We start from the raw sequence: 17,581 nt of genomic DNA on the forward strand, positions 1-17,581 counted from the left end.
TGTTTTGGCATGCTGTCAAGGGTGGCGGCGCACCAAGTTTAAATATATTTTGCAATTTTCTAGGTTCATTTGAGCCTAATTTCTTTGACTCTGTTTTTCATAGGCTACTTTACACTATCAAGTTATAACTCTGATTAAAATATTGAGTACAAAATTTATAATTGGTCCTAATAATTTATTAATGAGATCAGTAGCTATTAGTATCAATAGAATAATGTAAAAATATTTCTCATATTTATAAAAATAAAATTCATATTTAACCGGTAATAAGCTTGCAACTATTTTTGAACCATCCAAAGGTGGAAATGGGAGCAGATTAAAGGTCCCAAGCATTATATTATACCAAAGAGTTGTTAAAATAATTTGAAAAACAATCGAATTTTTAATTGGAATTAAAGTTATAACAAATCCCATTATTATTGCAATAATAAAATTTATCAATGGACCTGCAATCGATACTAAAATAGTATCTCTTTTTCTCTTTTTAAAATTATTAGGATTTATCGGAACAGGCTTGGCCCATCCAAATTTAAAAACTAACATAAAAATAAATCCTATTGGATCAATATGCTTTAATGGATTGATTGTGAGCCTTCCCGCATCCTTAGCAGTATTGTCTCCTAATTTATATGCTGTATATCCGTGAGCTAATTCATGAAATATAATTGCAACAAACAATCCGGGTAAACTTAATAGTATGTCCATAGCAACCCTGCCTTTCATTTACTACATAATATTATACAACCTCGACCTATTAAAGTCGAGGTTATTATCCTTTTTTATCGTCCCGATATGAAATTTTTAATAGTCCTAGTAAATAGAGTTAGAAAGTCTGCATTTTCTAAATCTTGTTTTGCAACCAGATTTGCTCTTTCAACTTCTTTACCATCAACTCTTACCACCATTTCTCCAAGAAGATCTCCTTGCTTTACCGGAGGATCAACATTATCCGGATGTATTAGCTCAGTATCTACTTTACCATTGCTGCCTTTTGGCAATAAAGCAAAAACATCATTCTCTAAAACTATATCTAAACTTATATTCTTAGCCTTCTCTACAGACAGTGTTGCCATTACATCTCCTTTTTTCCCAAGTAATAAAGAATCATAATTGGCAAATCCATAATCTAATAGTTTTTTAGCTTCTTCAAATCTTACTGCAGAAGTTTTGCCGCCGAGAATAACGGCTATAAATTGTAAATCTCCCCTCTTAGCGGAAGCTGACATACAGTACCCAGCTGCATTTGTTGAGCCGGTTTTAATCCCTGTAGTGCCATCATAATCTCTAATAAGCCGATTTGTATTTACCATTGTTTGCGTATTGTCCTTTTTCTTGCCTACTGCCAAATCCTCCATCCAAGTAGTTAAATATTTCTGGATTTCTGTACATTTCAACAACTCTCTGGACATCAAAGCTATATCATAGGCAGTCGTATAGTGATCATCGGCCGGCAGTCCACTAGTATTTACGAAGTTTGTATTTTCCATGCCTAACGATTTCGCCCTATCATTCATTAGTTTTACAAATACTTCATTGCTTCCGCTTATAAACTCACCTAAAGCTACCGCTGCATCATTTGCTGACCTGATAGAAACAGCTTTTATTAGGTCTTCTACTGTTTGGCTTTCGCCAGGCTCTAAATAAACTTGCGTTCCACCCATCTTTGATGCATACTCGCTAATTGATACTTTATCATTTAGCTTTATCTTTCCACTGGATATTGCTTCCATAGTAAGCAATAAGGTCATAATCTTAGTGACACTGGCAGGTGGTAATTTTTCATGCTCATTTAATGCATAAATTAACTTACCGGTGTTATAGTCCATTAATACAGCTGATTTACTCGTTATATCCACATCTCCATATGCGATATAAGGAGAAATAATAACTGCAATAATAAGTAAGATGGATACTAATTTCTTTTTCAACATAATACCTCCAATATATATTATATTTACAATTATAGTATCCATTAAAATTATATGTTATTCTAATTAGTTTGATATTTCATCAAATATGAGAGTTTTTCCATCTATATTTTTCTCTCCTATTTTATATATGTCTAAAATTCTATTTTCCACTTCTTTTCCCTTATCCAAGTCCTCTGTATGAATAAATGCTAAAGTTTCACCTATTTGAACTTCATCATCCACTTTTTTATTTAAGATTACCCCGGCACCTAAATCTATTACACTATCAATAGTTTCTCTACCTGCTCCTAAAGATAAAACACATTTGCCTATTTCCTCAGCATTTATGCTCCTTACAAATCCCGAGGTTTTACTCTTTATTTCCATTACATATTTTGTCTTAGGAAGTAAATTAGGATTTTGAATATATTTCACATCTCCGCCTTGTTCTTCTACCATCTCTAGCAATTTGTTGTATGCTTTTTTAGAATTAATAGACTCTTCTAAAAGTTTTCTGGCTTCAGCCTCATTATCCACTCTTTCGGCTAATATCAACAATTTTGTTCCTAATGTCATACAAAGCTCGTATAAATCCTTAGGTCCGTTGCCTTGAAGAGTTTCAATGGCTTCTTTTACTTCAAGAGCATTTCCTATGGCATTCCCCAACGGTTCATCCATATTGGTGACTATAGCAACTGTTTTTCTACCAAATTTATTTCCTATATTTACCATTAATCTGGCAAGTTCTTTAGCATGTGATAAATCCTTCATAAATGCTCCGCTGCCTACTTTAACATCTAAAACAATTGCATCTGATTTAATAGCCAATTTCTTGCTCATTATACTACTGGCAATAAGTGAAAGATTATCTACAGTTGCAGTCACATCTCTTAAAGAATACAGTTTTTTATCAGCGGGCGTAATATTTGCCGTTTGACTACATATCGCTATATTTATATCATTAACATTATTCATAAAATCTTCTTTAGACAAATTTACATTAAAACCACTGATTGATTCCAATTTATCCAAGGTACCCCCTGTATGTCCCAACCCTCTTCCGGACATTTTAACAAATGGAACGCCACAAGATGCCACCATTGGTCCTAAAACCAATGTAGTAGTATCTCCTACACCGCCTGTGGAATGTTTATCAACCTTTATACCATTAATGTATGATAAATCAACAGTGTCCCCTGATTCAACCATAGCTTTTGTTAAATGTAGGGTTTCTTCATCATTTAATTTATTAAAAAATATCGCCATTAACAGAGCAGATGCCTGATAATCAGGTATATTACCTTCAGTATAATTTTTTACGAAAAAAGATATTTCTTCGCTTTTTAAAGGAAGTCCATCCCTCTTCTTTTCAATAATATCGTACATTCTCATTAAGATCACAACCTCTTAACTTTTTATTTTATATACCTTTTATAACGAATAAAAAAGTTCCACTTTTTCTTTATCTAATATTTGAACTTTTCGTTTATGAGTTTCAGAAAATATTACCTTATTATAACTTATTTTATTATTTTATATATTTTTTATAATATCGATAATCAAATTTTCAAACTCATTTTTAACCTTCATTGATGTTTCAACGACTTCTTCATGATTCAAAGGCTTATTCAAAATACCCGATGCCATATTTGTAATACATGATATTCCCAAAACCTTTATCCCCTCATGATTTGCTACAATAACTTCCGGAACAGTGGACATTCCCACTGCATCCGCACCCATTACATTAGCCATTCTGACTTCAGCCGGTGTTTCATATGTCGGTCCGGTGAAGCACATATAAATCCCGGTTTTTAAATCTATATTCAAATTCTTTCCTGATCTTATTGCTATATCCATTAGATCCTTATTATACGCAAAGGTCATATCGACAAATCTAGGTCCTTTTTCATCGAGGTTTTCACCTATTAGGGGATTATTCCCTGTAAAATTTATATGATCTTTTATTATCATTAAATCTCCGGGTTTAAAAGTTGAATTCACACCACCAGCAGCATTTGTAACAATCAAGTTGTCAATTCCCAATCCAATCATACATCTTATAGGAAAGGTTATTTCCTTCAAAGTATATCCTTCATAATAATGAAATCTCCCTTGCATTGCAATAACTTGTTTGTCACCCAGTGTGCCAACAATCAACTGTCCTTTGTGTCCCTCTACTGTTGATTCGGGAAAATTGGGTATATCCTTGTACTTAAGAATTATTGAATCTTTAATTTTTTCCGCTAAATCTCCAAGACCAGAACCTAGGACAAGCCCAATTTCGGGTTTTATTGAAATCCGATTCTTTATATATTTTACGCTTTCTTCTATTTTTTCAATATAACTCAAAATATTACCTCCTTATAATTTTATTCTTACCTCAATTTATTTTATTAGCAATAATTGAATAATTATGTGTGGTGGAGATATCGATATGCCCCATAATTTCCTGTAATGTAAAAATATCTATACCATTACTGATTTGATTTACAGCAAATGAATTTCTTAAAGTCTGAGGTGTAATTTCCTTATCTATCAAGATGGAATAATATTTAATGATTTTCCAAAAACCCTGCCTTGTCAATCTGGTGTTATTGTAATTAACAAATAGCGGCTCTGTAGCTATACTACTTGTCCTATATACATCTATATAATAAACTATAGATGACATCACGTTCTTTTCTATAGGTATAAATCTAATCTTGTTCTCATCATTTATTATAATATGGCTGTTATCAATATCTAAATCTTCAATATTTAAATTTATAATTTCAGACACCCTAAGACCGGTGCCACATATTAACTCTAAAATCGCCTTATCTCTGGCACCTTTCCAATTTTTCATATTTGGTTTATTCAATAGCTCTTCCATGTCTTCTTCGGATAATATATTAGGGTATTTTTTTTCTTTTTTTGGAGATTTCAAATTTAAAGTAGGATCTTCTTTTATAATGTTCTTGTTTAAAAGATATTGAAATAAACATCTAATGCTGGCCAAATTTCTTGAAATAGTAGAACTGGATTTTCCATTTCTTTGTAAATATAATAAATATGTAATTATAATTGTTTTATTTATATCAAAGAAATTTGTTATATTGTTCACACTTGCATAATTATATAGTTTGTTTATGTCGCTTATATACGCATCTATAGTATTTTGTGACAATTTTTTTTCATTTTTAATATAATCTAAATATTCTTTAATAATTTTATTCCACATTTTATACTCCTAAGATTATAAATATTAATTAATTAGATTTAAAAATATAGGTGATATAAATCCTTCATAAGAACAGCCGATGATTAAAATTAACGTTAATACTATAATAAAAAATGTATAATCAATTAATTCAAGTTTTTTGGTTTTATTAATTTTTAAACTTCCGGAAAATTTATATTTATAGGACATAGTCATAGAAAGTGCACCTATGCTTACTATAGCTACGACATAAAATATATATTGGGGATAAAATCCTAAAATAGATATAAAAAAACCCTTGAGACCATAGTTATATGTCAAATAACCTACAGAATATCCTAATAACCCTCCATTTAAAAATATAATTAACGGCGTAATGATGAATCCGAAATTTGCCAATCCTGCAAGATATGTAATCCCTATAAAAATAAGATTATTAAATAATGCTTTCTTAAATATACCGCCTTTATTATAATTATTGTTAAAAACATTATAAAAATAAGCACTACTATACTTCAATAACAGTATTTCCTTTGGACTATCTCCAAGCGCTTTAATCAAAACTGCTCCAAAAATAATACCTACTGTAAATATAAGCATTAATAAAAAATAAAAAGAAAAACTATTTTGAAAATGCTTTTTAAATAAATTCTTAAATCTAATCAAGTTCAATATAATTCCTCCTTAGCTTTACCTAGAAAATACTATGCTAAAAAGGAGGACAATATTACCATTAAATTAAATCAAGGTTTTAAAAGGGTAAACTAGTATATATACAAAATAGGATATATTCATTATATCTTATTAATGTATTCTTTAGCCAAGTTTATTCCTATTATTGTTTTACTATCGACGATATCTCCTCTATCGATCATTTTGATTAGATCAAATATATCATATTTTTCTATTTTAATGAATTCTCCAACTTCAGGTGTAGCTATTCCCTCTTCAATATCTTTTGCTAAAAAAATATATATTTTTTCGTTACAATATCCCGGAGATGTATAAAACTCCAATAGGTATTTTAATTCCTTTGCCACATATCCTGTTTCTTCTTTCAATTCTCTAACTGCTGTCTCTCTCGGTTCTTCATTAATTTCCAATTTACCTGCTGGTATTTCTAATATAAATTTATCTACAGCCTTTCTATATTGCTTTACCAAAATTATATTATTGTCATTTGTAATTGGTACAATAGCTACTCCGCCTGGATGTTCCACAATTTCTCTTTTAGAATATTTTTTATCGGGTAATTCTACAGTATCTATTCTTAGATTTAGGATTTTCCCCTCATAAATTCTATCACATTTCATGGTTTTTTCTTCATAAACCATTTCTTTACCTCCTAATAATAAAATAGATTTAATTTATTATACCATAATCAAAAGAGAAAAACATCCTCCATAAAGGAGGATATTATACTACTGCATCTTGTTCTAACCTTATCTTATCCGCAATTAGTGCAATAAATTCAGAATTTGTTGGCTTTCCTTTGTTATTATTTACAGTATACCCAAATATTCTATCAATAGTATCAATTTTACAATTACTGTGTTGTAGCCGTTCTATTTTTCTTCTTATCCTCTTGTTATTTTTTTATCAGAATACCAGTTTGTCGGTATCAAAAAAACAGTTAGTCGGTTTCCTGATATGAATAGTATACCCTATTGACAAAATAAATGGAAGGATAATTTTAAATATTTTGAATAATTTTTACCATGTTGTTACTTCAATTGTTTTCTCAACAAATATATTTTCATCATCTGATAAAGTAGCAGTCAAAGTATAAGTACCATAACTATAATCACCAACATCAGCAGTTACGGTGCAAGACGTTCCAGTAATATTAGATAACTTCAATCTGCTATCACTTACCGTCCATACAACCGACTTACCCTCAATCAGCACACCATTGTTTAATATGTTTGCTACATAATCCTTAGAAGTACTCATTTGAATTGTACCCTCTCCTATAATTTCAATAGTAAAATTATCTTCTATAACTTCTTCGACACTTAATGTAATTGTATCAAATACAGTTACATCTTTAGTTACTGCAACTCTAATATTAGCAGTACCAACACCAATACAAGTAACTAAACCACTATTATCTACAGTTAAAACACTTGTATTACTTGATGTATAAGTTAAAGGAACAGTTACAATCTCACCATTATTAGTAACCGTTACATCAAGTTGTAGTGTACTGTCTAAAGGTAAAGCACTATCAACAACATTATTAATTGCTATAGTAAAATTGTCTTTAGTTTCATATTGCCATCTATCAGCAATTTCATTTTCTCTATCATCATTTTCATTAAATATATCAATATCAGCATAAATCTTATATATTCCATGCTCTGCATTTGTTTTCTGAACTACCTTCCATGAATTACCCATAATTAAAAATCTTTGTGTATTTGCTATTTGCTTAGATACATCATTCTCTTGCATATGTAATATAATTCTACCTTCAGGTAAAGTTAAATATTGCCCTTCATCTAACCTATATGTACCTTCATCAATAGCACTAGGAATTGATTGAACATCTCCCATAAAGTTAAAGTTAATGCTAAACTTCAACCTTCTAATAATTACCTTAGTATATACATCATTAATACTTATATCTTCATGTAATACTATCCAGTTATCATCAAAGATATTTATTATATCGCCTTGTTTAATAAGTCCATTTCTAAACAACATATATTTATATTCAGTGATACTCGTTCCTTCTTCATATTCTTTTAATAAAATTCTAACTTGATCCAGTCCATTAACTATTACATCATAGCCATAATTTTTTAGTGTATTTGTAAACTGATACTCTAAAGGATTTATCATTATATCATTCCTTTCTTTATAAAGTTTGCCTTAAATTCTCTGTAGAAATCGTTTTTAAGACACGTTTATTTTTACTCGACCATTTCCTTGACTAACTTTTTTAAATTGATTGTGGTTGACATTTTAGCAAAAACACAAAAAAGTGACTTCTACACCTTAGTAATTGCAAGGGTTCCAGAAATCACTTTTTCACTGTTTTTAGGGGGTAGGGTACTATTTTCTAGTCCAAAATAAAGATATATTAGAATACTCTTCCTCGGCATCAGGAATAGTTTGTATTCTATTTTTAATACGCTCTATTCTATCATTTATATGTTTTACTGCATCAGATGTTGTAGCAAATTCAGTTTCAACTTTACGCATTAAGTCAACATCATTTGCAACTGCCTCCAGTACATCTACTACTGTCCAAAGTAAATTACGTTGGTTATTTGCTTTATTATATATTTCATCATTTCCTAGATTATTTTCATCCAAAAAAGTTATGTATTCATCATCAGTAAAATATTCTTTATTGTTTAATTCTAATTTTAATCTATCTAAATTATCCATATAATCATTCCTTTCTATTTTGTAGTTGGGTAATAATCGTGACAACTTGTCACAGTTAATCAATATTGAAATGAGTCGCCCTCGATTTAAGGGGCAATAAAAAAGGACTACCGACTTTTATTAGTTATTCTCTTGTAATAGTGTATTTTACTAGATTTGTTGGTGAATGGTGGTCAGGATAATCAATGGAGCAAAGATAATCTTGGTAGCAAGACACAATGTCAAAAAGTGGTTGGTAGAAAAAATGTGAGTTTGCTATGGGCATAAATCCCAAAGAGGGGTAAAGATTATTACTGCACCCCTGCCACTGATTAAACTATTCCCATATGCTCATACCTATAAATATAGTATTTGTTGGGTTAGGCATATATCAAGCAAACGTTGGAATTTCAATACTTACATCAATTTAAAGTTAATTGCAAGTTAGTATGTTAAAGTATTTAGTTAATTATTTATCAACTTATAATGATTTCATCTACTTAATAATAACTTATAATAGCCATTATATCTAGTTATTATTACAGTTATTTCCATTATTAGTAGGTTAATAATATGGTATATTATGGATATGTTACAGAATTGTTACAAAGTTATTACAGTTTTGTTACAATATATAGTATACAGTTATTTCCATATACCATATATTGTATATTTAACAGCCGAATTTCTGTAACTGAAATATTACAATATCTTAACAATTATGTTATCCTATTATTAATATCCTAATTGATAACGCCTATCATTTAGATATTTACTAATACATACCCCTACACCGTATATCCCCACAACCCACTAAACAACCCATCTACACACACCATACCCCAACAACCAATCCTACTCTACAACCTCAACTGTCCTTCCTTCTTCTGCAATCCTTTCTAACTCTACATCTACATTATCTGTTAGTGGTGACTTTTCTATGTAGGTACGTTTACTAATAGCACCATCTGCATACTGTTTAGATAATTGGTCTATTTGTTCAGAGTTGTCAATAGGTCTATTATAATTAAATTGAACATCTAAATAGTCCTCATCACTAAACTTAATACCTTTCTTATTAAGCAATACTTCTATCTTATCAAATCTCTCATTAAATCCATCTCTTAGATATACTTCAAGTTGTTTACAATGATTATCTAAATTTTGATATATCAACTTTAAACTAACCTCACTTACATTGGCTATATTAGTTTGTCCAAATGCAATAGATGGTACACTTGCAACCATTTGTAATTGCTGAATCAGTGCATCATACAACAGTTTAATACTAGTACTATCAAGATTAGCAACTGCATACTTAAACTCACCATCGTCTAAATTAAGTACATACCCTATGGCATCTGCTGATACAGTACCTTCTATTCTTTGCCCTGTAGTATAAGCCAATGGATTAAGTGACAACACTGTAATAGCGTCATCCATTTTATTAATCAAATACTCCAACCTATCCAGTATAGGTCTAATATCTTCTAATATACTTCTACCAAAGTTCTCACTTTCCTTGTTTTCACCGTTTATATAGTGTATCGGTAGTCCAGTAAGATTAATTGTACTTTCCTCTAATAGATACTTACCACCACGATTAGTAATTTTATCAACTTTATTATCACTATATATATAATAATAACTGATATTGCTTATTGCATCTGTCCAATGTTCAATAAATCCAACATAATTACCCTCATCATCATATATTGGATAGCCATCTTCACTTGCTATAAGTTTGCTTGTAATCTTGCTGCCATTATAATATACATACTCATAGCAATCACCATAGCAATTAAGAGTATCAACTATCTTATAATTAGTAAGATTAAATTTACCATGTCTAAATACATTATTATAATGTTTTATCATCTCGTCACTACCAATAATGGAAGTCCTCTTACCCATGATATAGGAATTATGAAACTTAATAATGCTCTTTGCAGTTTGTAATATTGTCTTAGCAGTTACTAATTCCTTTTCCTTATACTTTATATCCTCTTTCTCCAATATTGAGTGTCTACCATTAAGATATACCTTATTATTCAATACCTTAGAGATTCTACTAATATGATGTGCTTGTTGTACTTCCTCTACAAACCAGTAAGGATTATTATTATAAACTTCACTTATGTATCTATCTAAACTCATCTATATTACCCCCTTCTTCACTCTTTAATTGTGCCAATCCATCTTTTAATCTTTCAGGTATAGGTAGTCCAGTTTTACCGATATTTTCTAATATTGACCAACCTTCATTCCCAATAAAGAAATAGCAAACCACCGTTCTAAAAGTCCATTCAATGCCAACTAATCTATCAAGTAGCACTCCGACTATTAATGCTATAAGTATCAATACCTTCTTTAAAATACCTTTAAATCCAATTCGACTATCTACTTCACCATTTATATAAGCCACAATTACACCAGTTACATAATCAATAATCATAAATGCAACCAATACTTGGATTGCTATATCCCAACTACCAAATAACCATGTTATATATATTCCTAAAGTTGCAATAATGGTATTAAATATTGTTCTTGTATTGTTCATACTATCACCTCACTATATATACCAAATTCCTCTATCAAGTCCAACCAATGCCATCGCAGTAGCCATTACAGTATCATCATGTCGCCCTTTAATTGCACCCATCTTATCACCATCAATCTTAAATACTTTCATCTCTTCCAATAAGGTCTTACTATTTATAACTATTTGCCCTTCCTCAAACTTTTCTCTAAATCCGTTAATCATCATTGGTTTAGTGGTGCTATTGGTTACATAGCCGACTTTCTTCTTTGCCCTACCTCTAGCATCATATTCTTTGTGCATATGCATATTTCTATATTTATAATCAAACCTCAACTTAGAAACAACTGTATGCCCTGCACTTGCTTTTTCAATGACTAAATAGCCATAGTTATAATAAAGTCCCAAATAATAAACTACTTCTGCAAATAAGTGTGGTGCTATTTTGTTATTTCTGAACTCTGCAACTTGGATTCCTTCCTCTGAAAACACTTCAAGTACACTTGCATCTTGTCCGACGCCCTCGGCAGAATCCACACCCAAAAAATACTTAGTATCAGGTTTAACTTTTTCCCAAATAAATAAGGAACTATTAATGTATTGTTTAAGTACATTGTTAAGTTCCTTTAAATCGTTTCTATTAAGATGTTTAGGTAAATACCTTTCACGTTCATCAATCTTTTTACTGTCAAATACAGAATTACCAGTGGTGATAAATGCTTGAATATCTGTTGAAGGGTACTCTTGATAAAAGTTGTTTAATCCTTTATCTCCACCCCCTGCATTTGCAATCTTTAACCTTCTCCATGTTAATTGCTCTATGGTAGCACCTTTACTATGTAAATCTAATTCTTCACTGTCTAATTCACCTACAGTTAATACTTTACCATTATTTCTTGCTTTCCAAATCTCTACTGCATTTGTATAATCATCAGCAAACATAGTTTTATTATCATACCAGTTAGCAAAGTAAGGTTTATACATATTCTCACCATTCTTTGCCTTCTGCCACAACTCACTAAAATAATTAAAGCCATTTGCAGTAGATTCAAGTACAATTTTACCATCAGGTACAAGTGCTTGTTCAATAGCAAGTAACTGTTTAGGTAATGTATCTTTCATAAAAGCCACTTCTGATAAGTGACAAAACTTTAAAGTTAGTCCCCTGGCAACATCTTTATTACCACAAGTCGAAACAATAATACGTGATCCGTTTTTAAATTTTAATTCCTTTTTATTGTTATTAATAAGTTCAGGTCTTATCACATCAGGTATAGTATAATACATCTGTTTCAATTTCTCGAAAATTCCAGTAGCACTATCAATACTATAACTCATTAATAAGCAAGTGCTATTAGATTGTGTAGTTGCAATCCACAAGGAATAAGCCAACATTAATACAGAAAACCCTAATTGTCTTGATTTTAAAATGATATTATACTTATCCATACTACCTAAAAAATCATCTTGCAACTCATTCAATTTAAACGGTACTAAATTACCACGCTTGTCGACTATATGTAAAAAGTTCTCTATCCATAACTTAGGATTATTAAGTATCTTTTTTAATTTTTCCTCGTTAGTCATAACCCTTCTACTCATCATCATCAACTTCTTCACCTAAATCAATACCACTCAATAAATTATCAAGTTCGCTTGTCTTATCACTTGCAAAGAAGTCCTTACTAAAGTCCATCAAATATTTAGCCGACTGTACATCACCATTTAATGCTTGTTGATACATTTTATCATAGATATTTTTCATCTTTTCAGAGTGCTGCAACTTCATATAATACTTAATCCCTTTTTGGATTCCCTCATCAAGTAACCAATTTTCCTCTGCATATTTATAATCCATATTCTTATAATTGTTCTTGCTTGTAAATTCCTCCCATGTTTCCCTTTTGTCTTTGTCACTACAAAACCAAACAACAAACATTGAGTATCGTCTAGTACCTGTTAATTCATCTAGTGTAGTCATTAATGTTTTAGCCATTATCTATCACCACCCAATTTATGAATAGTACTTTTTATATCCTCAACATTCTTCTGCATTTCAATCAACAATTCACTCATGGACATTTGAGAAATTCTCTGTTCTTCTTGCTCTGTCAATGTATATTTAACCAAACTTTTTATTTCTGCAAGTTGATTATTCATATTCTCATAATGAATTTTACTTTCTTCTCTATATTTCTTGCTTTTTTCCTTTAAATTGTGTATTTCTTTTCTTAAGTCATTTGAATCTAATTTAAAATCTTGCAACACTTCTTTGATTTCATCCATTACTTCAAGTGTTTTACCACTTTCTTCCTCAACCTCATAAATATCCATTCTCTTTTTTTGTAATTCGATTGTCTTTACTAAACTTTCCATTATAAAATCCCCTTTCTTAGTTGTTTTTTTGCAATAAAAAAGGATAGCCCTCATTGGTTATCCCTAAATCTTTTTTTATTTGTTTGTTGGCTCTTACTCTATGTAAATCATAATTATCTAAAATCTCTTGTAAACTTCTTTTAAATTGTGTTTGTGCAAAGGTCTTACTATATTTATCTTGTAATACTCCAATTACATCTTTTTCTATTGCATAGCCCTTATCATTAATCATATTTATTATAATAATTGCTATCTCGTTTGTTCTTTCATCACTTGCCTTAGAAGTTGTCCTATTAATTTCCCTACCATCTTTAGTAGTTATTTTCTTGTATTGTGGATAGAGATCATCAGCAACTTCCTTTCCCTCTACCCTAAAAAACATTTCTCTACTTACACCCTTCATAGTATAATTATTATCTTTCCACCTAACACCCTGTTCTTCTATTTCACGATATAAATTATATGTGTATGAAGGTATGGAAAAGTAGTTTATTCGTTTATAATTTTCATTCTTTTCCTTTGCGTTAATATGTTTTGACTTGTCCAATAAACTTTCAGGTATTTCTACATCATCAAGTTTATTCAATAATTTATGATATGCTAAAACAACCAACTTGTCCGATATTTTACCCAATGAATTAGGACTAATATTTAATTTATTTGCTATATAACTCCTACTTGCAAAGAAAACAACATTTCCATCATCATCAGTTAATTTTTCATTATAGATATTATCTAATGCGATTAAGTGCATTTGCTCTAAATATTTTAGGATTCTTTTATTGTTTTTATATGCTTGTGGACAATTACTTTCTAATTCTCCATTATGTATTGCCTTTAGATTTTCTATTAATATTTCCTTTTGTTCTTTTTGCCAATCAGTTTCCATTATTTGCAAATTATATAAATCCTTAATGAATTTATATGTCTTAGGTCTACTTTTAAAATTACCTAATCTTTCAATGATGCCTATAATATTATATGATACTCCACAACTATTACTATTACATTTATAGATATAGTTACCAGTATCTTCATCATTAAATATACTTGCTGAAGGACTATTGTCATTATGAAATATACAATTAAAACTTCTAGGATTATCTATACCTAATAATTCAGGTAGGTCTATTTTAAATATATAATCTAAGAATTGTTGTTGTGTTTCAAATATTAAAGTATCATTATTTATATTTAATATAGTTTTAAGGTATATAATATTATGCTCTCTAATTGCTTGTATATTGTAATTCATATCTTTATTATCAGTAGGAGGGTTTTTGGGGTACCTAATATAATTAATATTATATATATTATCTTTATTAGGTACCCCTTTTCTCTCCAACCTATTATCATACATCATATCAGTATATTTTGTCAATATATCATCAATAAAAACTACATTATCATAATTCTCATATATCAATTCCTTACCACCAAAGAATAATCTACCTAAATGGAATGTTTGTTTATCTGCCTTGGTAAATAATCCTTTAAATATAGATATAATATTATTCATAGTTTCTATATCAGTTACCTCTTTATCTAGTACAAATACCAATCTAAACTTATGATGATTTTTAGTATGACTAAATGAAGTATAGCCAAATGAAGGTAATATATTTAATTCCTTACATCTATTCAATTCTTCATCTATGGTAGTATCTTTATCAAAGTCAAGTGCTATTATTTGTTGACTTATCCAATCATCATTGCTCTTCCCATTTAAAAAAGCAGGTCTAAAACTACAACCTACTACTAATTCTTTTGCTAAATCTTTAATTGTAATATCTGTTGCCTTTAATCTATTTTGTATAGCCCCTACTTCGGCTCCAGTAGGTTTATTATTGTAGTAGGTCTTATCTACCATACATTTTATATTCATATGTTTTATTCCCCTTTTTTTATTATTTTTTATCTGCATTATAATTCTTAATTTTTTCAAATAATCCTTCCTCATTTAAGAAAACAAATATACTAGCATTTTCCTTATCCCTATTAGGTTTAATATCAATTATCTTATATCTTAGTTTTAGTAAGTGTCTTGCAAGTGCAGGATCAAATACAGTAATATAATCTTTTAGCATAATAACTCCCCTTTCTTAATTTTTTACAGTTGAATATACAAAACTGTTTTTATATGTAAATGCAATACTAAAGGCATCTAATGGTTGAGTAAAATTATGATTACTTTTAGGTATATATTGAGTTTGTTCGTTGAAGTTTGCCAATAATTCAAAACTATCTGTAGGAAGATTTATAGGCATTAAAAAAACCTCGCTTAATTCTGCAAGGTTTATGTTAGTATGTAAAAATCCTTTTTTAATTGTAATTGGTGCTTTTAGATTATATTTAATATTAAGTAAATCAAAGTCATTCTTTGAATATTTCTCGGTCAATTCAACCAGTTGTGGAAATTCTAATATTTCTTCCATGTAATATGTACCAGTGTCCTTAAAACTCGTATAGAAAGGTAAATAAGATGAATCTATACACATTAATATCATAAGTGCTTCTTCACTGAATTGTGATATGTCATAATCATAATAGGACAATATTTGTAGTACGGTGCTGCCACAATATTTAGATGTATAATTATCTCTACTAATTCGATTTACAATATTAAGATTAGCACTATTTATATTAAATTTATCATCTTTACTTAGCATGGCTACATGATTGTCCCATGTTTTCCCTTTAGTTAATGAAATATCTACACCTATTAAACTACCAGCAGTATGTTTATGTCCTTGAATTTTACCAATAGTATCAAATTTGTAGAAGTGACTAATTTCATATCCTTTTATTTGTTTTAGAAATATACAACTCAATAAAGAATCTAGGTCATTGCTCAAACATAAAGTATAAACCTCACCTAAATCACACCAACTTGGAAATTTCTCTTTTATATCTTTTTTCATAAACTACGATTATGTGGTATAGCGATAATCTAAATATCTTCCACTATCTTTCTCCCCTTTTTATTAGAATTTTTTATTACTTATTTGCCTTTTTTTCTAATCTTTTATCTCTAATCTTCTTTGCCTCATCAGAATTAAGATATTTTAACCATTTATCGTATTTATCTTTTGGTATGTCCCTATGTTCATTTTCAAGCATGGATATGTAATTGACCTTTACACCTAAATGGTCTGCTATCTCTTGTTGCGTCATGTTCTTTAATATCCTCATTCGTTTTAACTGGCTACCTCTCAACATTTTCTATTACCTCCTAATAATTGTTATGTTTATTAAACCTCACAATAAAAAAAATATAAAAGGAAGGGTATTATCCCTCCCATAAATTAACTATGCAGTAAATTTAAGTACAACAACTCCATCGTCTTTAACCAAAGCAGTAGCATATATTGCATCAGCAACAACATCAGTTGCTTTTAATTTTGCTTCTCTCTCTAATTCAACATCTAAATCCTTGGCAAACATATAACCTAATGCTCCAACTTTGACGATTAAAGTTATACAAGTTTGAGTTGCATCGTCAAAAGTTTCTTTATCAGAAATATATACAGGTATTCCTCTATAGGATCCTAATAAACCGTTTCTTATAAGTCCATTTCCTTGTGCAGTAGTAGTGTTATTTGCATCTGTAAACTCTGGCATTGCATAGAATGAAGGAATTAATAGAGAGTTAATTACTATTCCTGCAAATTCCTCAATATCCCTTTCATCTCCAAAGTTCAACATTGCAGTTTCAATTTCTGCACTTGTTATTTTCTTACCATCTGCTACAGGTGCTTGAAAAGGTGCTAATTTTGCATTTGCTAATAGGTCACTGTCAATCTTTCTAGCCATTACCATAGCAGTTTGTGTTGCTCCCTCGTCAATTTGATTTCCTAAAGATGTAAGATTTTCAGAATCATAAACTCTTACTGCCTTACCAATTTGTTTTACTTTTACAGTTTGTTCAGTTGATTGTAATTCTTCTGTTTCAAGTGGAGTGCCTTTAGTCATTTCACTTGCGTCACCTATTAGTGACCATTTAGGGAAAGATATTGTGTCACCTCTACCTACGTTTTCTAACTTTCCTAAATCAGTAGCAAGGTTTAGAACCTTAACTTTACCTTCAAATTTTTCTCTTACCATATCTGCGTAAATCGTCGCTTTAATAAAACTCATATGTATCATTCCTTTCTAAATTTTTGCACTAAAAAAGGA

Annotated in this window: 20 protein-coding genes; all 20 read right to left on the reverse strand. The window is 29.9% G+C overall.

The annotated features are described in order from the left end of the window. Nucleotides 1-117: 117 nt before the first annotated feature. The gene (locus H8707_RS09210) at nucleotides 118-705 is read right to left on the reverse strand and encodes a site-2 protease family protein (RefSeq protein WP_262429859.1); all 588 of its coding nucleotides are present in this window, start codon (nucleotides 703-705) and stop codon (nucleotides 118-120) included. A 74-nt stretch (nucleotides 706-779) separates the two neighbouring features. Further along, the gene (locus H8707_RS09215; protein ID WP_262429860.1) at nucleotides 780-1,931 is read right to left on the reverse strand and encodes a D-alanyl-D-alanine carboxypeptidase family protein; all 1,152 of its coding nucleotides are present in this window, start codon (nucleotides 1,929-1,931) and stop codon (nucleotides 780-782) included. A 63-nt stretch (nucleotides 1,932-1,994) separates the two neighbouring features. Further along, nucleotides 1,995-3,302: a pyrimidine-nucleoside phosphorylase gene (locus H8707_RS09220; RefSeq protein WP_262429861.1), complete on the reverse strand. Its 1,308-nt coding sequence runs from the start codon at nucleotides 3,300-3,302 to the stop codon at nucleotides 1,995-1,997. A 141-nt stretch (nucleotides 3,303-3,443) separates the two neighbouring features. After that, nucleotides 3,444-4,262: a purine-nucleoside phosphorylase gene (locus H8707_RS09225; RefSeq protein WP_262429862.1), complete on the reverse strand. Its 819-nt coding sequence runs from the start codon at nucleotides 4,260-4,262 to the stop codon at nucleotides 3,444-3,446. Nucleotides 4,263-4,293: 31 nt separating this feature from the next. After that, nucleotides 4,294-5,133 (reverse strand): tyrosine-type recombinase/integrase, encoded by an 840-nt coding sequence (locus H8707_RS09230; protein ID WP_262429863.1) that lies wholly within the window; start codon nucleotides 5,131-5,133, stop codon nucleotides 4,294-4,296. A 24-nt stretch (nucleotides 5,134-5,157) separates the two neighbouring features. Continuing rightward, nucleotides 5,158-5,784: a stage II sporulation protein M gene (locus H8707_RS09235; RefSeq protein WP_262429864.1), complete on the reverse strand. Its 627-nt coding sequence runs from the start codon at nucleotides 5,782-5,784 to the stop codon at nucleotides 5,158-5,160. A gap of 122 nt (nucleotides 5,785-5,906) precedes the next feature. Beyond that, nucleotides 5,907-6,446, reverse strand: a complete 540-nt coding sequence (locus tag H8707_RS09240; RefSeq protein WP_262429865.1) for an NUDIX hydrolase — start codon at nucleotides 6,444-6,446, stop codon at nucleotides 5,907-5,909. A gap of 82 nt (nucleotides 6,447-6,528) precedes the next feature. After that, nucleotides 6,529-6,693, reverse strand: a complete 165-nt coding sequence (locus H8707_RS09245) for a sporulation initiation factor Spo0A C-terminal domain-containing protein (RefSeq protein ID WP_262429975.1) — start codon at nucleotides 6,691-6,693, stop codon at nucleotides 6,529-6,531. Nucleotides 6,694-6,825: 132 nt separating this feature from the next. Further along, nucleotides 6,826-7,956 (reverse strand): Ig-like domain-containing protein, encoded by a 1,131-nt coding sequence (locus H8707_RS09250; protein WP_262429866.1) that lies wholly within the window; start codon nucleotides 7,954-7,956, stop codon nucleotides 6,826-6,828. Between the two features lie 213 nt (nucleotides 7,957-8,169). After that, nucleotides 8,170-8,553, reverse strand: a complete 384-nt coding sequence (locus H8707_RS09255) for a hypothetical protein (RefSeq protein WP_262429867.1) — start codon at nucleotides 8,551-8,553, stop codon at nucleotides 8,170-8,172. Between the two features lie 789 nt (nucleotides 8,554-9,342). Continuing rightward, complete coding sequence (locus H8707_RS09260) at nucleotides 9,343-10,644, reverse strand: phage portal protein (RefSeq protein ID WP_262429868.1); 1,302 nt, start codon at nucleotides 10,642-10,644, stop codon at nucleotides 9,343-9,345. Then, entirely contained in the window at nucleotides 10,631-11,050 is a 420-nt protein-coding gene (locus tag H8707_RS09265; protein WP_262429869.1) for a phage holin family protein, read from the reverse strand. The genes H8707_RS09260 and H8707_RS09265 overlap by 14 nt, the downstream gene beginning before the upstream one ends. Before the next feature lie 12 nt (nucleotides 11,051-11,062). After that, nucleotides 11,063-12,616, reverse strand: a complete 1,554-nt coding sequence (locus H8707_RS09270; RefSeq protein WP_262429870.1) for a phage terminase large subunit family protein — start codon at nucleotides 12,614-12,616, stop codon at nucleotides 11,063-11,065. Between the two features lie 7 nt (nucleotides 12,617-12,623). Then, the gene (locus H8707_RS09275) at nucleotides 12,624-13,025 is read right to left on the reverse strand and encodes a hypothetical protein (RefSeq protein ID WP_262429871.1); all 402 of its coding nucleotides are present in this window, start codon (nucleotides 13,023-13,025) and stop codon (nucleotides 12,624-12,626) included. Continuing rightward, entirely contained in the window at nucleotides 13,025-13,405 is a 381-nt protein-coding gene (locus H8707_RS09280; protein ID WP_262429872.1) for a hypothetical protein, read from the reverse strand. Before H8707_RS09280 ends, H8707_RS09275 begins: the two co-directional genes overlap by 1 nt. Before the next feature lie 16 nt (nucleotides 13,406-13,421). Beyond that, nucleotides 13,422-15,290 (reverse strand): hypothetical protein, encoded by a 1,869-nt coding sequence (locus H8707_RS09285; RefSeq protein ID WP_262429873.1) that lies wholly within the window; start codon nucleotides 15,288-15,290, stop codon nucleotides 13,422-13,424. 22 nt (nucleotides 15,291-15,312) lie between these two features. Next, the gene (locus tag H8707_RS09290) at nucleotides 15,313-15,492 is read right to left on the reverse strand and encodes a hypothetical protein (protein ID WP_262429874.1); all 180 of its coding nucleotides are present in this window, start codon (nucleotides 15,490-15,492) and stop codon (nucleotides 15,313-15,315) included. Between the two features lie 15 nt (nucleotides 15,493-15,507). After that, the gene (locus H8707_RS09295; protein WP_262429875.1) at nucleotides 15,508-16,326 is read right to left on the reverse strand and encodes a hypothetical protein; all 819 of its coding nucleotides are present in this window, start codon (nucleotides 16,324-16,326) and stop codon (nucleotides 15,508-15,510) included. Nucleotides 16,327-16,402: 76 nt separating this feature from the next. Then, nucleotides 16,403-16,624: a helix-turn-helix domain-containing protein gene (locus H8707_RS09300; RefSeq protein WP_262429876.1), complete on the reverse strand. Its 222-nt coding sequence runs from the start codon at nucleotides 16,622-16,624 to the stop codon at nucleotides 16,403-16,405. Between the two features lie 90 nt (nucleotides 16,625-16,714). After that, a complete protein-coding gene (locus tag H8707_RS09305) occupies nucleotides 16,715-17,542 on the reverse strand; it encodes a phage major capsid protein (RefSeq protein ID WP_262429877.1) in 828 nt (275 codons plus the stop codon). Between the last annotated feature and the right edge of the window lie 39 nt (nucleotides 17,543-17,581).

This window comes from Paratissierella segnis (genome assembly GCF_014385195.1).
GTDB classification, from domain to species: domain Bacteria; phylum Bacillota; class Clostridia; order Tissierellales; family Tissierellaceae; genus Paratissierella; species Paratissierella segnis.

Coding starts and splice junctions, on each gene's coding strand:
- H8707_RS09295 (WP_262429875.1), bottom strand. CDS start 16,326: ATGAAAAAAGATATAAAAGAGAAATTTCCAAGTTGGTGTGATTTAGGT.
- H8707_RS09300 (WP_262429876.1), bottom strand. CDS start 16,624: ATGTTGAGAGGTAGCCAGTTAAAACGAATGAGGATATTAAAGAACATG.
- H8707_RS09285 (WP_262429873.1), bottom strand. CDS start 15,290: ATGAATATAAAATGTATGGTAGATAAGACCTACTACAATAATAAACCT.
- H8707_RS09250 (WP_262429866.1), bottom strand. CDS start 7,956: ATGATAAATCCTTTAGAGTATCAGTTTACAAATACACTAAAAAATTAT.
- H8707_RS09275 (WP_262429871.1), bottom strand. CDS start 13,025: ATGGCTAAAACATTAATGACTACACTAGATGAATTAACAGGTACTAGA.
- H8707_RS09265 (WP_262429869.1), bottom strand. CDS start 11,050: ATGAACAATACAAGAACAATATTTAATACCATTATTGCAACTTTAGGA.
- H8707_RS09260 (WP_262429868.1), bottom strand. CDS start 10,644: ATGAGTTTAGATAGATACATAAGTGAAGTTTATAATAATAATCCTTAC.
- H8707_RS09305 (WP_262429877.1), bottom strand. CDS start 17,542: ATGAGTTTTATTAAAGCGACGATTTACGCAGATATGGTAAGAGAAAAA.
- H8707_RS09220 (WP_262429861.1), bottom strand. CDS start 3,302: ATGAGAATGTACGATATTATTGAAAAGAAGAGGGATGGACTTCCTTTA.
- H8707_RS09270 (WP_262429870.1), bottom strand. CDS start 12,616: ATGACTAACGAGGAAAAATTAAAAAAGATACTTAATAATCCTAAGTTA.
- H8707_RS09210 (WP_262429859.1), bottom strand. CDS start 705: ATGGACATACTATTAAGTTTACCCGGATTGTTTGTTGCAATTATATTT.
- H8707_RS09215 (WP_262429860.1), bottom strand. CDS start 1,931: ATGTTGAAAAAGAAATTAGTATCCATCTTACTTATTATTGCAGTTATT.
- H8707_RS09290 (WP_262429874.1), bottom strand. CDS start 15,492: ATGCTAAAAGATTATATTACTGTATTTGATCCTGCACTTGCAAGACAC.
- H8707_RS09280 (WP_262429872.1), bottom strand. CDS start 13,405: ATGGAAAGTTTAGTAAAGACAATCGAATTACAAAAAAAGAGAATGGAT.
- H8707_RS09240 (WP_262429865.1), bottom strand. CDS start 6,446: ATGGTTTATGAAGAAAAAACCATGAAATGTGATAGAATTTATGAGGGG.
- H8707_RS09230 (WP_262429863.1), bottom strand. CDS start 5,133: ATGTGGAATAAAATTATTAAAGAATATTTAGATTATATTAAAAATGAA.